Annotated in this window: 11 protein-coding genes and 4 pseudogenes; 5 read left to right on the forward strand and 10 right to left on the reverse strand. The window is 42.4% G+C overall.

What is annotated here, in order from left to right; all coding sequences use genetic code 11:
• Window positions 1-435 precede the first annotated feature (435 nt).
• The 7 genes and pseudogenes from AB4513_RS22535 to AB4513_RS22565 form a co-directional block, all read right to left on the reverse strand.
• On the reverse strand, window positions 436-558 hold the full coding sequence (locus tag AB4513_RS22535) for a transposase (protein ID WP_198592117.1): 123 nt from the start codon (window positions 556-558) through the stop codon (window positions 436-438).
• A complete protein-coding gene (locus tag AB4513_RS22540) occupies window positions 504-1,094 on the reverse strand; it encodes a transposase (RefSeq protein WP_338390936.1) in 591 nt (196 codons plus the stop codon). Before AB4513_RS22540 ends, AB4513_RS22535 begins: the two co-directional genes overlap by 55 nt.
• A 443-nt stretch (window positions 1,095-1,537) precedes the next feature.
• Entirely contained in the window at window positions 1,538-1,783 is a 246-nt protein-coding gene (locus AB4513_RS22545) for a hypothetical protein (RefSeq protein ID WP_017100372.1), read from the reverse strand.
• 8 nt (window positions 1,784-1,791) lie between these two features.
• Window positions 1,792-2,301: a hypothetical protein gene (locus AB4513_RS22550; RefSeq protein WP_102258285.1), complete on the reverse strand. Its 510-nt coding sequence runs from the start codon at window positions 2,299-2,301 to the stop codon at window positions 1,792-1,794.
• Window positions 2,302-3,879: 1,578 nt separating this feature from the next.
• Window positions 3,880-4,363 (reverse strand): annotated as a pseudogene (locus AB4513_RS22555) (integrase core domain-containing protein); the annotation flags it as partial.
• Between the two features lie 537 nt (window positions 4,364-4,900).
• On the reverse strand, window positions 4,901-5,107 hold the full coding sequence (locus tag AB4513_RS22560) for a hypothetical protein (RefSeq protein WP_016800043.1): 207 nt from the start codon (window positions 5,105-5,107) through the stop codon (window positions 4,901-4,903).
• Between the two features lie 140 nt (window positions 5,108-5,247).
• Window positions 5,248-5,363: pseudogene (locus tag AB4513_RS22565) on the reverse strand (IS3 family transposase); the annotation flags it as partial.
• A 384-nt stretch (window positions 5,364-5,747) separates the two neighbouring features.
• Here AB4513_RS22565 and AB4513_RS22570 point away from each other — a divergent pair.
• The 5 genes and pseudogenes from AB4513_RS22570 to AB4513_RS22590 all read left to right on the forward strand — a co-directional run.
• Window positions 5,748-6,575: a CPBP family intramembrane glutamic endopeptidase gene (locus tag AB4513_RS22570; protein WP_102258283.1), complete on the forward strand. Its 828-nt coding sequence runs from the start codon at window positions 5,748-5,750 to the stop codon at window positions 6,573-6,575.
• Between the two features lie 321 nt (window positions 6,576-6,896).
• On the forward strand, window positions 6,897-7,289 hold the full coding sequence (locus AB4513_RS22575; RefSeq protein ID WP_016800045.1) for a Rid family detoxifying hydrolase: 393 nt from the start codon (window positions 6,897-6,899) through the stop codon (window positions 7,287-7,289).
• Between the two features lie 272 nt (window positions 7,290-7,561).
• On the forward strand, window positions 7,562-7,924 hold the full coding sequence (locus AB4513_RS22580) for a hypothetical protein (RefSeq protein WP_016800046.1): 363 nt from the start codon (window positions 7,562-7,564) through the stop codon (window positions 7,922-7,924).
• A gap of 106 nt (window positions 7,925-8,030) precedes the next feature.
• A pseudogene (locus tag AB4513_RS22585) lies at window positions 8,031-8,264 on the forward strand (prevent-host-death family protein); the annotation flags it as partial.
• Window positions 8,255-8,484: pseudogene (locus AB4513_RS22590) on the forward strand (type II toxin-antitoxin system RelE/ParE family toxin); the annotation flags it as partial. The pseudogenes AB4513_RS22585 and AB4513_RS22590, both read left to right, overlap by 10 nt.
• A 1,234-nt stretch (window positions 8,485-9,718) precedes the next feature.
• Here the strand turns inward: AB4513_RS22590 and AB4513_RS22595 are convergent.
• From AB4513_RS22595 to AB4513_RS22605, 3 genes are all read right to left on the reverse strand, one after another.
• Entirely contained in the window at window positions 9,719-10,999 is a 1,281-nt protein-coding gene (locus AB4513_RS22595; protein ID WP_029222809.1) for an aromatic amino acid transporter, read from the reverse strand.
• Window positions 11,000-11,690: 691 nt separating this feature from the next.
• A complete protein-coding gene (locus AB4513_RS22600) occupies window positions 11,691-11,957 on the reverse strand; it encodes a transposase (protein ID WP_240798348.1) in 267 nt (88 codons plus the stop codon).
• A gap of 278 nt (window positions 11,958-12,235) precedes the next feature.
• Window positions 12,236-12,874, reverse strand: coding sequence for a ParB/RepB/Spo0J family partition protein (locus tag AB4513_RS22605; protein ID WP_016800051.1), 639 nt, complete (start codon window positions 12,872-12,874; stop codon window positions 12,236-12,238).

Consider the following 12,874-nt stretch of genomic DNA (forward strand, 5'->3'; position numbering starts at 1 on the left):
CTGAGCTGAGCTCAGCTCAGCTCAGCTGCAAGGAGATTATCAACAATGGTTTATCAATGGGCAGTATTTCGTCATCAGCATCCTATTTTCGGGGGAGGATGTGAACTATTTGTTGTCCTGCTCGCTTTTTTATCAATAGCCTTACCTCTAATATGTGAAGAAAGCTTATTAATACTAGGAATATCTTTAGGACTTGCCATCATCTGCTTTACTCTATTTTTACTTTTTGCCCAAAGTGACAAGATCCGAAGGTCTATGCCTAGCTAGAAAAATGCTATTAAGTCCTTAAAAAACTAGGAGCTCTTCCCTCGTTTGCTTGGGTTTTCAGCATATCTATCTAAGTGACTACTCACCGCCTATTGGGCGATGCTTCTTATTTCGTTAGCCATTGCTCGATAGTATCAAGACTTACGCAGCTTCCATAAGCAGAGACGATTATCCAACCGCCTTTAATTCTAGAAGGCCTTTATCACGGATATTAAGGGCGGCGTTTAAGTCACGATTTATGTCTGTAGTGCCGCCTGATGGACAATCCCACTTGCAAACCGATAAGGGCATTTCTTCCACTTTATGACCGCAACAACAGCACGTTTAGAGCTTGCGTCCCACTGATTTAGTTTAACTAGATATTTGCCTTGCTCTTTTAGTTTGTACTCCAACTTAAAGACAAAACTATGCCATGAGGCGTCCGCTATGTGTTTCGCCAGTTTGCGGCTTTTCATCATGTTTGTTGATTTCAATGTCTCAATTATCACCGCTTGGTTTTCGTCAACGAGAGTTCGAGAAAGCTTATGTTGAAAATCAGCACGAGCGTTAGCCACTTTTTCGTGGCATTTGGCAACGAGCAATCTAGTTTTTGCTCGATTGGCACTGCCTTTTGCTTTTCTAGATAGCTGACGCTGCTTTCGTCTGAGATTCTTCTCAGCACGTTTTACAAATCTTGGGTTAGCTGTCTTTCTACCGTTCGATTCAATAGCAAAATGAAATAGACCTAGATCAATACCAGTTACCTTGCTTAACGTAATGCTCTTAACCTTGCCTACAATCTCACGGTGATTATTCGCCTCTACAGGCTTTATTTTCGGGAGTTTGATGCACCATCAAAGACTTTTACACCAACACAGTGATAGCTCGATTGCTTACCGTGTCTACGTTTGAATGTGGGTACTTGGCTTTCAACTTCGGATTAAAGAAGTTATCAAAGGCTTGGTGACGATTGAGTACAGATTGCTGCAAGACGGTTGAATCATCTTGCTTCAACCAGTGGTATTTACGCGATTTCTTGGCAACTGCAAGTAGTGGCTTGATGTCCTTTTTAGGATTCAGTAAGTTTTGAAAAAATCACCACTCCAAGACAAAGTTGCTTGGTAGTTACAATACGCATAATCGCCTGGTGCTCACAAAGAGCAAAAGCGTTGCTCGTATAACAAACCCGAACCGATTGAATGCCGAAAACGACTGGAATATCGAAACAAAATTCAGACCTATTGATGGCCTTACCTTATGAGGGTTTGATGCCGTCGCGCATCAGCCGACCTTAATCGTTATACAGACAAGAGAGTAAACCTTTGGCCGACGCGCGATGCTCGGAGGTTGTTTCTGTCGTCTTTTCCGTTTTCTTCGCATAGGCGTCGTCTTCTCGCATTTGTTTAATGGTGGTAGCACAGTCACACACTCTGATACTCACCCCTCCCCCCGGTGCCTTTAGTATTAAGAAGTCGATTGAATTCACCCAAATCACGTGCCTGGATATGTCAGAGGAAACCGTAGAACGTATTTTCATGTGACCCTCTAAACGCCAAAACGCACATCAAAACAAAACCCTGAGCACTTAAACGTCCCCTCCTCCGTTTGCACGAATCGCAACGCTGGAAACACAGACCCGTAAGTGGTGTACAGAATAATGTGATCCGCTCGCTCGTGAAGAAACCATTCACCAAAGCCAGCGCCATTTAATTCAATGAAAAAGTCACGGATTTCATGGAAAGCAAAACGACGCGACACCAATTGCGGAAACTGCTGCTTGATAGCTTCAACGAACCCTTGGCCTTTTAACGACGCGATATCAGCCTGTTGCTCTGGCGACTGACGACGACTGAACATTTTTAAACGCTGGATTTTGGAAACCCAATCAGACTTTCTTTTCGCCTCATCACGACACTTTTTGACTTGATAGCGCAACTTCAAGACCGCCAAAGATCTAGAGACATCATTTTTTGGTGAGCTTTCGTGCCCAGCGGCGAAACGCTGGTCGCTGAACTTTGATTTAGAGAGAGTTAGGCTTGAGTGTCGTTGTACCATGAGGAGTTTCCTTTCTGTTTGAGTATCACTTTTATGGAGCCGCTTGGCTGTCCGGCAAACGTTCTTGGTTCTCAAGGACAAGGGCGCGAAGCGTTCATATACCCTTGTCATTGGGGTTCAGAACGATCACGGTTAACAGCCTGTGAGCCCATCAAATGATGTGAGTCGAAAGGGAAATAGGCACATAAGACAATAAGCCTTTACTCGAACTTAATTAAAGTCAGTGAAAGGAGTGAGGAAGCGCAAGCGTTCTGGCCACGCCTTCGAAATAGGACGTTCTTCATCTCAAAGCCAGCCTCAGACAATTCTAGAGGGGTGATGAGGCTACCTTTTGCTCCGGTAAAGTGATTAGCTAAACAAACGAGGTCTTCCACGATCACCTTGCTTGGTCCGTTGCCATTGTTGGATCACTTTTTCATCAATCCAAAATGTCAGCCGACCCACGATTGCAGGGGTTGGGGTGTAGATTTAACCACACTGTATTTACATTAATATCAAATTTCTCTTTTACAGGGGTCCTGTCACCCCCAAAATACAGGCTAAAAATAACAATAATCTAAACTTTCTTATCTTGCTATCGCTTCAATTAATGCCAACCCACCACCTAATCGCAAAATTTTTGATTTAAAAGACTAGTAAAATCAAAGAAATGTCATTCTCAATACTCGATTGGACTCACTTGTAAGGAAAACATAATTGATAGTTAATTTATTAGTATTCGGTCTGCATTAAGAGTTAGGTGGAGCCTCGTTTAACTGATTTTAATCAAAGGTAGTAATATATGTACACAAGGACAAGAATACTGTTCTATTTGAGTTGTTTTTTTCTCTCCTTTAATGCTAGAGCGATCGATTTATCAAATAGTTACGTGACATTTTATGAGGGACCACAATTGAGTGATCAAGCATTTCTCTACCCTATACTTAGAGAGAAAGATACTCGGGAGCTCACCTATCTTGATGACCTCATTTTAGATTCTCTGAGAGGTGGGAAGTTGGGTTATCAATATTTTGATTCCGGTGGAACGAGCGCAACTTGTCAGGGGTCCAGAGGTGGTTTCATACCAATAGGCAAGAAAACCACCGTAAGAAATCTTAGAGTCCCGTCTTGCTACAACAGCTTAATCATGCGTACGCGCTTATGTCTTTATGACAAGGACAACAAGTATATTGGAGGAAATTGTACAGACTCTTACTATGGCCATACTTTTAATCCTTTAACAGAGAAGCCTAGTGACTATAGGTACAAGAAAAATGGGACGTTTGAGGGATGTGAGTTGAACCCGGTAAAAGTAAAGCTAAGTGACATCTATGAGGATTCGGCTTTAGCCCCTGAGGCAATACATACGTACTTTCCTATTGGAACTTGTCGCGCGGTGCATTTAGAAAGTCCTGACTATAAAAGTTTTACCTCGATTCTCTCTCAGATGCATCCTAAAATATATAAGCGCTTAGGACCTAAGTGCACAGTTCTAGAAACTGAACCAGTGTCTCTAGCCCATACTAATGGGACAGTTATTCATCCTAGTATCAAACCTACAAAAGTAGGTTGCTTATAATTTTTTGCTATGTGTAGTGGTCAACTGAAATTGGCCACGGTTTTAGAGGGTACCCAAGACAATCTCTCTGATTCATTAGGTGTGAGGCCACCATTATAGTGATGTGGCCTCAATTGGCTGTAATAGCCAATGATGTATTGGATAATTTATTGTTGAGCCTCAGAAAAGCTACGATAACCTACTGTTGGGATCCACTCCGTCTTTAAGCTTCTAAAGAAACGTTCCATTGGAGCATTCTCCCAGCAATTTCCTCGTCGAGATAAACTTTGTTTTATCTGAAAACGCCACAGTAACTGACGATATTTTCTACTCATCTAGTGACTATCTTGCTCGCTGTGGAATGTAGCCCCTTTAGGCTTTCCTATACTGATGTCTCGGTAATTGACAGCTAATCGAACCAAGCGTTTTCATTAGCTTTGTTGCTAGATAACGGCTCAGAGCTACGCCTTGATTTATCACCAGATCAGCAATAGTTCTCGCTCCCGAAGAGCCATTGCTTACCGCTGCGGTCCTCACCTCGCTTGCGGTCACCCCCTCATAAATTCCGTTGTGGAAGGTCATTAATGGCGACGGCAACATACAGCGATAACACTTCATACGATGTAAGCGATTCCTTGACGTGGACGTCGAATGAGCTGAGCACGGCAACGATGACACCTACTGGCTGGTTGTCAGGGGTTGCGGTTGGCAGCACGACAGTCACGACAGCTGAAGATGGAGGCATCACCACTCACACAATCGACGTGAATGTGTTCACATGTAGAGTTACTGGATCTTCATGTCTTGAGAGCTTCGATACTGGGAGTAGGAAGATGTTTATCAACTCACCATCAAAAATATTCCTAAATAGCCTCGGCGGAGAAAATATTGGTTTTACAAAAAAAAGGAGTTAAAAGGGTTATTTAATACATACGGTAATATGTTTATCGTGCGAGTCTAGGCGCTCAGGATAAATTACTGGTCAGGGACGAATCGAGGTCCTGGTTTGAGTGTAAGACTCAAAAATGGCAGCGAAGGAACCAGTATGCCAGACAACGAGTTTTACGCCCCCTGCGTCTCAGACCCTTCACGGTTGAACCCTCGCGCTTGTGATTCTAGCCCTAAACCACCGACTAAAGTAGGGGGTTCTTTGTATAGTTTTGATGTCTTCCCAACCTCGCCCCTTTTTTCATCCCAGTCTTCATAGCAACTAGAATCAATAGCTCTAGGGTGACCACGTTCCAAGAAAGCGGCGCAATCTCGCGTCATAAGCACCGCCTCCAGCTCCCCGTATTTGTTTGAGTAAGATCGGGAGCACTTATCTCTACGCACGTTTTTGTCTTGAATGAGACCTCGACTTGCTTTGCTCTGAGGCTGATACAAGTATAATCCGGACAAATGAGCCAACCTAAATGTTCAGGCGTCCTAAGTGAGACTTTCGGAGTTTTTCCTGGCGTTTTGCTTTTAGTTGGCGAACCCACGTAGACTTACCCACATCCATGAATTGGGCTGCTTCAATGACCGATTCAAAAAATTAAATTTTTATTTAATTACCTATAATTAAATAATTAAACCATAGAAAAAACTTTAACATTCCATTCAATTTATTTGGGAAGATAACTCCTTTAAAACCTAAAACATTGGTTTCGCTCTCCAGTTAAATAGAGGGGGAATTTAACTATGAAATTATTAATTACTCTTCATAAGGTTGGAAAATTTTGGGGGGTAACCCTAGGCCGTGGGATTAAAAGCTAGCTCCCAGATTCGCTTGATAGAGTGCACCTCTCTTGCAAAGGGCTCGTTATAGTGAGCCTTACCAGCGCAGCACGTTCGCGAAGTGAGCTTAAACGACCAACATGATAAAAGCGGCAAGAACTGCCTTATGGTTATTAATTTTTTGGAGTTTACGATGCGGTTAGTGATTTCAGCTGTGGTGGTGGTTTACATAGGCTATTTCTTTCCAAGTTATGTCCTGCTTGATTACTACCTGAGCATTACCCGAGAGTGGGCATTAAATCCGACTTTGGATCGAGCACTCTACTCTGCTTTCGCCTACTATTTTCTACCTGTTATCGCTTTTTTCGTGCTATTTGTTAGTGCTCGGCGAGATAAGCATTGGAAGCAGTACTTAACCTCTTGGCCCAGAAACGTATGTACATGGGGTGAAGGCGCGTTGATATTGATTGGGGTGATTTCATTAAATTCCGTATCAAATTATCTTCAATATATTATTTTTGATTGGTTTTCCCCGGGATCTTGGCAGGCCCAATCCTACAATTTTACCCCTTTATTTTCGGCCTCTGATGGAGTAATTGATTGGTCGAGTGTGTTGCGAAGCGCTCTAGACGGTGTGCTCATTTCTCCCGTGATAGAGGAGCTCCTGTTTCGTTATTTGTTGTTTGTTATTTTCAGGTCCATTTTTGGGGTTACTAACGCCGCATTACTCTCAAGCTTAATATTTGCTTCAATACACCAGTGGGCGCTGGACGCATTTATGTCTGGGGCGTTTCTATGTTGGGTCTTTGAGCGATATCGCCGCCTAGGAGTAGTCATTGTCATTCATGCTTGCCATAACCTGTTTATTTTACTTTATGATCTTGTCTATTATTTAAGCACTCAGCTTCACTTTAACCCTTGGGAGGCGGTTGATATTAGTATTATTGCGTTGCAAGTGGGGTATCTAGTGATTTTTTCACTATTTATTGATTATCAGCGTAGAGGGTTTAAGGAGAGGTAAGGTTTATACGGGGCGGTCTACTTTACGCCTTTATTTTAAATTCACTTGGTTGAGTTTTAGCGTGCTTTGGTTGTCAGCCACTTTTCTCCTCCATCATAAAAGTGAAATGAACGCTACGCGATTTTCACAATGAAAACAGTGCTGCCAAGAGGGAGTAAGGAAAGGATATTTAAAAGTTAGTGAGTGGTCTAAGCAAGCAATTGTCTTGCCTAGCTTCTCCGTTCCCTTCAAATCTCATTTTTAATTATAGTTAAATAATAAGTGTTTTTTTACCCAATCCTATAGCTTTGTTGATTCATCAAAAACCTATGGTTAAATAATATGCGAAAAATAATTGAAACTCAGTCAGCCCCTAAAGCTATTGGCCCATACTCTCAAGGGGTGATTTCTGGAGGGCTAATTTTCACTTCCGGACAGCTACCGCTTCACTCACAATCAGGCTTGATGGTTAAATCCTGCCTTGAAAAACAAACGACTCAATGCCTAGAGAACATGAGAGCCATTTTGCTACATGCGAATACTGATGTGTCAGACGTAGTAAAAACAACCGTTTATCTTACCGATATGGTGAGCTTTTCAATTGTGAATGAAATTTATAATGATTTTTTCATTAAACATGGTGCCAATTATTTTCCCGCAAGAACCTGTATCGAAGTGTCAAAACTCCCTCTCAATGCCATGATTGAGATAGAGGCCGTTGCTGTCGCACCTTAGCCGTTAACGTTTCGTAATTTTTTAGCTCCAGGGTGCCTATGTCGTAATTGTCATCAACAGCGCGAAAAATCCGAATGAGAGCATATTTGGTACGCTTAACTACTGAGCAAATTGATTCCTTAAAATCAAACTTAGATAGTACCTTCTATTGGTTTCAAGAAGGTACTGTGCTCAACTTCCTTGCGATAGCAAAATTAAAGAGCATGTTGTAGAACTACTAAAACATCGAAAATAAGACACCTAACAAGGCCATCTATACCTCAGGAGGAAAAATGGAAAAGGTCATCCGAGAACTGGCTAAAGAAGTAGGTCGAGTTATTCAAAAACCAGAAATGAAAACTGACTTTGTAATCAAAGGTCTCGGCATACGAAGAGGTGAAGAGGCGTTAATCTATCGTATTCCCTCTCATTCTAAAAAAGCGTCTTTCTATGAAAAAGGAGTGACTCTCTCTGAATTCCAGTTCGCTTACGTACATTTAAAAGAATCGGGTTATTTTACGAGAGCTTGGTTTAATAAAAACCTCTCTGCTTGTGCAAAAGAAGGGGCGTGCAATTTTACAACAATAGGCGGGGTTTTTAGCATTTTAGGTGTGGCAGAATACACCTCAAAGGCGACCTATCAATTAAAGGCATAACAAACTGTTTAGTGTAACTCCCAACGCTTTGCATTTCTCTCCACTAAACTTACTAGACTCAAGTGATTCAATAGTATCACTTGAGTCTTCTGTTGGAGTCCTTCTCATGAAAGTCGAGCTTGTTACTTCCCTTAAGCGTCAAGCGACCAAAACCCTCACAGACCTAGCCAGTGCTGTTCACCGAACATGGGACCCCCTCTACGTATCTGGTTGATGTGGACACCAGTTTATGCAAAACCGTTTGGCTATTCTCGAAGGGCTTGCTGGCGGTGAACTCGCAATCTCAAAGGCAAAGCACTGGGTCCTGATGAAGCAAGGAAAAATGTCAAAATGGCTGAAGGGATTTGGAGTGAGCCCGCGTTATCGACTCTCAATAATTCGCGGAATACATTGCCCTTGAAAACCTGCTCGCTGCCAAACAACTCGTTCAAAACATCTTCGAAAGAGTCGAACGCCTCAGCTAATTTCCCGAGTCTGGGCGTCTTCCTCCTGATCTTAAACACCTCAATTCTCGTGAATTCGTGGTTAATCCTTGCCGTGTTTTTTACCAAGCTAAAGGTGTGCATCTTTAGTTCAGCTGAACTAACCGTTGAACTAAAAACGTCTCAAGACGCTCTTGAAGTACTCGACCGTGATCAGTTTACCTTAATGAACGACCCCACGGCTATACGGCTGAGACGGGAAAAATTATCGTTATAAAACAAGGCAAAGTGACGTTTTCTGTTGAGGCCCAGAGGCTCATCAGCCCGTTATTAACTATCACGAACACCACCGCTGAAAATGTGTTGCTCACTTAATGAGACGGAGCGGAACAATACGAAAAGCGATTGCTTAAAGTGATAGAAGGCTTAACTTGGCGACACAAACGGTAAGTATTTTAGTTCTTCCCCAAGTTTGGATTTTAAAAAACTCAATTATACCGTTAATGAGATGAAATATAATGTGGTGCGGTCTTACGCAAAAAGCATTCAAGCGCTAGAGTAGAATGCCCCGATGGACGGACATTATGCAAATTTTCGACAACAAGATGGTGCGAGAAAAATGACAGTGTTGGTAGACAATATGACCGTTATTGCAAGGATTTAGCAAAGCTAACCGTCCCCGAATTAACTGCGCTCACCAAGGAGCATGGGGAGTTCTATTCATACTTCCCAACGCTTCATTTCTTTTGGACGTCGAGTAAAATTGCGCCAGAAATCACCACGCAATCCGCCGGCGCTTCAGAGTTTCTGTCTATCACTTGGTTCTCAAGAATTTCAAACATCCATAAGAGCCATTCTTCTCTGGCCATCTGTGTACGGAACATTCAAGTTCCGTCGGCAACGCTATCGAAAGGCCGAGGGCTGGCTCGGCTTTTCAATGTCTTTATTAACGATGTTTACTGGGGCTCCAAGGTTTCGCCAGAGCGATGAAAACGGGCTGGAAATTTACTTCTTTCTAGGGCCACTCTGTATGAGCCTCAGCGATCCGAGGGATTTGGTTTCCATGAATTGACCCATTGCCGCCCAATGGGCAATGGTTTGGGACGGGGTCAGTCCAGAGCTTTTGGCGGCTCTGAGTGCTTGTTTGAACAACACTTGATCGATATAGACACTCACTTTCATCACTAATCCTTCTTGTTCATGCTTACTTTATTTAAATTTACTCGGAACCCAAGATTTTGCCGCTAGAGTTTATTTTAAAACCGTCCTAATAGGGCTCGATCGGCAAATAACCACGCCCCTCAGCGCTCGGGTTGCTCGTCCTTGACCGTGATTTGAATCTTTTGGGTGGGTAATTTTAAAATTAATAAGGCTAGACGCCGTCAAAAACGGGCAGCGCTTCGAACAGGACTAGTACGTTGATAACGATGATGCTCACACCGTAGATAAACACACCAACCAACACCAACTCTCCTCCAGGCACTTGGTAAGCCTTCGATTTTTTCTGATCTTCTTCACTCTCTTCAAGGTTGTTAAACGCTGGTCTTTGTAGTCTCGATTTCCTTACTAACAATGCCGGTACGATACATGCCCAAATCGCAGCGGCAGACGCTGCATAACCAATTGCGCTAAGAAAACCAAAAGGAAAAAGAAGAGAAAAAATAAGAGGCGGAATAAATGTAACCGCCCAGGTCTTGGTTCTTCCTTTGGAGGTAGCATCAAATTGAAAAAGATCGGCCAAAAAATCAAACACACCCAACCCTACCCCAATAAAACTCGACAAAATGGCCGCCGCTGAAAAAGCACTAATGACATTTGATAGGGTTTCTTCAGCCAACACTGCTTTTAAGCTGATGAGTAAGATGTCTATATTTCCACCTTCTGCAATTATAGGGCCGAAGCTAATTCTTGGTAAATTACCATAGATACTTAATAGCCAAATGGTGTAGATAAAGAACGCCATGAGCGTTCCGCCTACAATCGCCCTTTGTGCGAGCCTTTCATCAAGGTAGTAGTCTCGCAGAGTGGAGACGCTGTGCTGGTATCCAAATGAAGTTAAAGCAATAGGGAAAAACCCCCATACGTATTGCGCATACTCAAACTTTAAGTGAGCAGTATCCAACAAAGTAACAAGATTAACATTAAACCAAAGGCCAGCAGTCCCAAAAATAAAGCTGATAATCATAAATAGCATCAACACCATGGAAATGCGGTCAACTGTTTTTGTTGAATGCCAAACTAGTCCAGAAAAGATAAGCACAAAAAGGATAGAAGCTAGTTTAGGGGAAAGGCCAAAGTACTCCTTAATGATCAGTCCAGATGAAGTGATGTAAGCGTACAGTAAAATCCCTCCCACAAAGTAGATCATTAAGTTATTAAAAAAATTAACCTCTTTTCCTAACAAATCTTTTGTGATGGAAGAAAAAGACGACCTGTATGGATAATCTTTTAAAACTTCGAGTAACAGACAACCACTGGTTGTCATAATGAGCATAGTGAAGAGCAAAGCCATTAAAGCCCCGATGGTCCAGACCCCAGCCCCTGCAGCGGGAAGTCCAAGCATACCAGCGCCGACGCAAATGCACGCGACAATACAGGCTCCTCCAATCATTGAAGGCGGGGTTGTGCTCCTTACCTGTTTCATACTAGACATAAATAAATACCTTTCTTTCGTTAGTTCAATTGCTCTTATTAGACTGCTCCCCTTACAAGCTAGGGAGGCACAAAAAAGCGCTAGAACCTAGAATCTAGAACTTAATTTTAGGAATGACATATTAATTAAATTCTAAATTAGCCTAATATTTCTACCTATTTAACCTAACTAAAAAATATTGTTTCGATGTTGAGTGCAGAAGGTGTCAAAATCGGGGGGATTTAAGGTTCGTCAGAGAATGCGTGAAGCTGGTTAATGAGTAATCAGCCAGGTTCGCATAGATATAAACATGCAAAATTGGAGAGGCTAGACGCGATGATCTTACTTAGATTGGGTCTGGTTCAAAGTAGACCTACTTAAGCCGACGCGTTGTGGAATGGTCTTTATCAGATAAGCCTGATGCCACAATTTCAGGCAAGGAAAGATATGAGCTATTACTTGATGAGTTACTACAATCGGCCTCGGCCTCAGCACGCAACTCATGGGCTGTCGCCAGTAAATGCCGAAAATAGGCTTAAATCAGTGTCCGAAATGTTGACCACTTACACTTAACAGAATAACGTCTATCTTTTGGGGGGTCAGCGTGGTTTTTGTCTACGAGAGTTCGAGAGAGTTTGTGTTGAAAATCAGCGCGAGCGTTAGCGACTTTTTCATCGCATTTAGCTAATAGCAATCTAGCTTTACGAGATAACTACTTCTGCTTACGTCTGAGGTTCTTCTCAGCACGCTTTATAAATCTGGGGTTAACTGTCTTTCTGCCGTTCGATTCAATAGTAAAGTGAGACAGACCAAGATCAATACCTGTCACCTTACTCACTGTATGAAGCAAACTAGGCGCTTCCACTCCATCATCAACAAGGATAGATGCGTAGAACTTACCTGTTTTACTCAATCTGACAGTAATACTTTTAACTTTACCTACAATTTCACGGTGAATGTTCGCCTCTACAGGTTTCATTTTCGGAAGCTTGCGGTACATATGCGACTTTAAATGTAGAGCTTTGTGGTTCGCAAAACGCACAACGCCAAACTGAGCTATTAAAAACTCAGATTGCTCTTACGTTGGGTAAATGCGTGCCTTAGTTGCTCTTAACACTCAAAATCCTTAACTGTATTCATGAACAGTCTTATATCAACTGCTTCGGGCTGTCTATCTTAAAGTGCTATCGCACTTTCGCCTTATCTCCCCGCCCTCAGAGCTGGCGAGGGTTTACGGCGTGATTGCTAAAAAATCAATTACTCCCAGGACTGTGAAAATTCTTGATCTTTAAAGGCAGCAGCGAGGCCTGTGACTTGTTGTAATCGTAGAACTTCATCTTTATCCATTCCCAATTCGTAACAAATTTTATGATTTGCCCATCCCATCTCTTTGAGTTGAATAATCAGATCTGCAATCAGTTCAACTTGGTGTGAGCCACGCGCCAGGTTATGGCGAACAGAAGTCGATATGCAATTTTCTTCAGGCAAATTAAGGACCACCGCGGGGATGTACCCCGTTAGGGTTTGCAGATCTGGGTGGTTCAATAATAATTGATAACGATGAAACCCATCGATGACAACGTATTTTTTGACCGAAGCATTCAAACGATTAACCAAAATAGGCATAGTTAAACCATTTTTCTCCATCGACGTTTTTAGGAGTTTGCTTTCTGGAGGCGCCATTTTATTTGGGTTGTATTGATTAGCTTCTATTTCATCAAGTGGGATCATTTCAACATGACAAGCTGGCGGTAAATCAGGAATAAGCTCGATGAGTACTTTGGCTGCTTTATTGTAAATTGCGACCTTATCAATGACTTGTTTGTCCGTGTTATTGATAGATTTCAACGGCTTCTTGGTGCGATGCTGATAAGCTAGAGTAGGTTCACTTTCCAT

The sequence above is a fragment of the Vibrio sp. 10N.222.54.E6 genome, from assembly GCF_041473955.1.
Taxonomy (GTDB): domain Bacteria; phylum Pseudomonadota; class Gammaproteobacteria; order Enterobacterales; family Vibrionaceae; genus Vibrio; species Vibrio tasmaniensis_A.

What these genes read in the sequence shown, in the direction of transcription:
- AB4513_RS22535 (WP_198592117.1), bottom strand. Translation starts at nt 558, where the DNA reads ATGCCCTTATCGGTTTGCAAGTGGGATTGTCCATCAGGCGGCACTACA.
- AB4513_RS22545 (WP_017100372.1), bottom strand. Translation starts at nt 1,783, where the DNA reads ATGAAAATACGTTCTACGGTTTCCTCTGACATATCCAGGCACGTGATT.
- AB4513_RS22550 (WP_102258285.1), bottom strand. Translation starts at nt 2,301, where the DNA reads ATGGTACAACGACACTCAAGCCTAACTCTCTCTAAATCAAAGTTCAGC.
- AB4513_RS22560 (WP_016800043.1), bottom strand. Translation starts at nt 5,107, where the DNA reads ATGACGCGAGATTGCGCCGCTTTCTTGGAACGTGGTCACCCTAGAGCT.
- AB4513_RS22570 (WP_102258283.1), top strand. Translation starts at nt 5,748, where the DNA reads ATGCGGTTAGTGATTTCAGCTGTGGTGGTGGTTTACATAGGCTATTTC.
- AB4513_RS22575 (WP_016800045.1), top strand. Translation starts at nt 6,897, where the DNA reads ATGCGAAAAATAATTGAAACTCAGTCAGCCCCTAAAGCTATTGGCCCA.
- AB4513_RS22580 (WP_016800046.1), top strand. Translation starts at nt 7,562, where the DNA reads ATGGAAAAGGTCATCCGAGAACTGGCTAAAGAAGTAGGTCGAGTTATT.
- AB4513_RS22595 (WP_029222809.1), bottom strand. Translation starts at nt 10,999, where the DNA reads ATGTCTAGTATGAAACAGGTAAGGAGCACAACCCCGCCTTCAATGATT.
- AB4513_RS22600 (WP_240798348.1), bottom strand. Translation starts at nt 11,957, where the DNA reads ATGAAACCTGTAGAGGCGAACATTCACCGTGAAATTGTAGGTAAAGTT.
- AB4513_RS22605 (WP_016800051.1), bottom strand. Translation starts at nt 12,874, where the DNA reads ATGGAAAGTGAACCTACTCTAGCTTATCAGCATCGCACCAAGAAGCCG.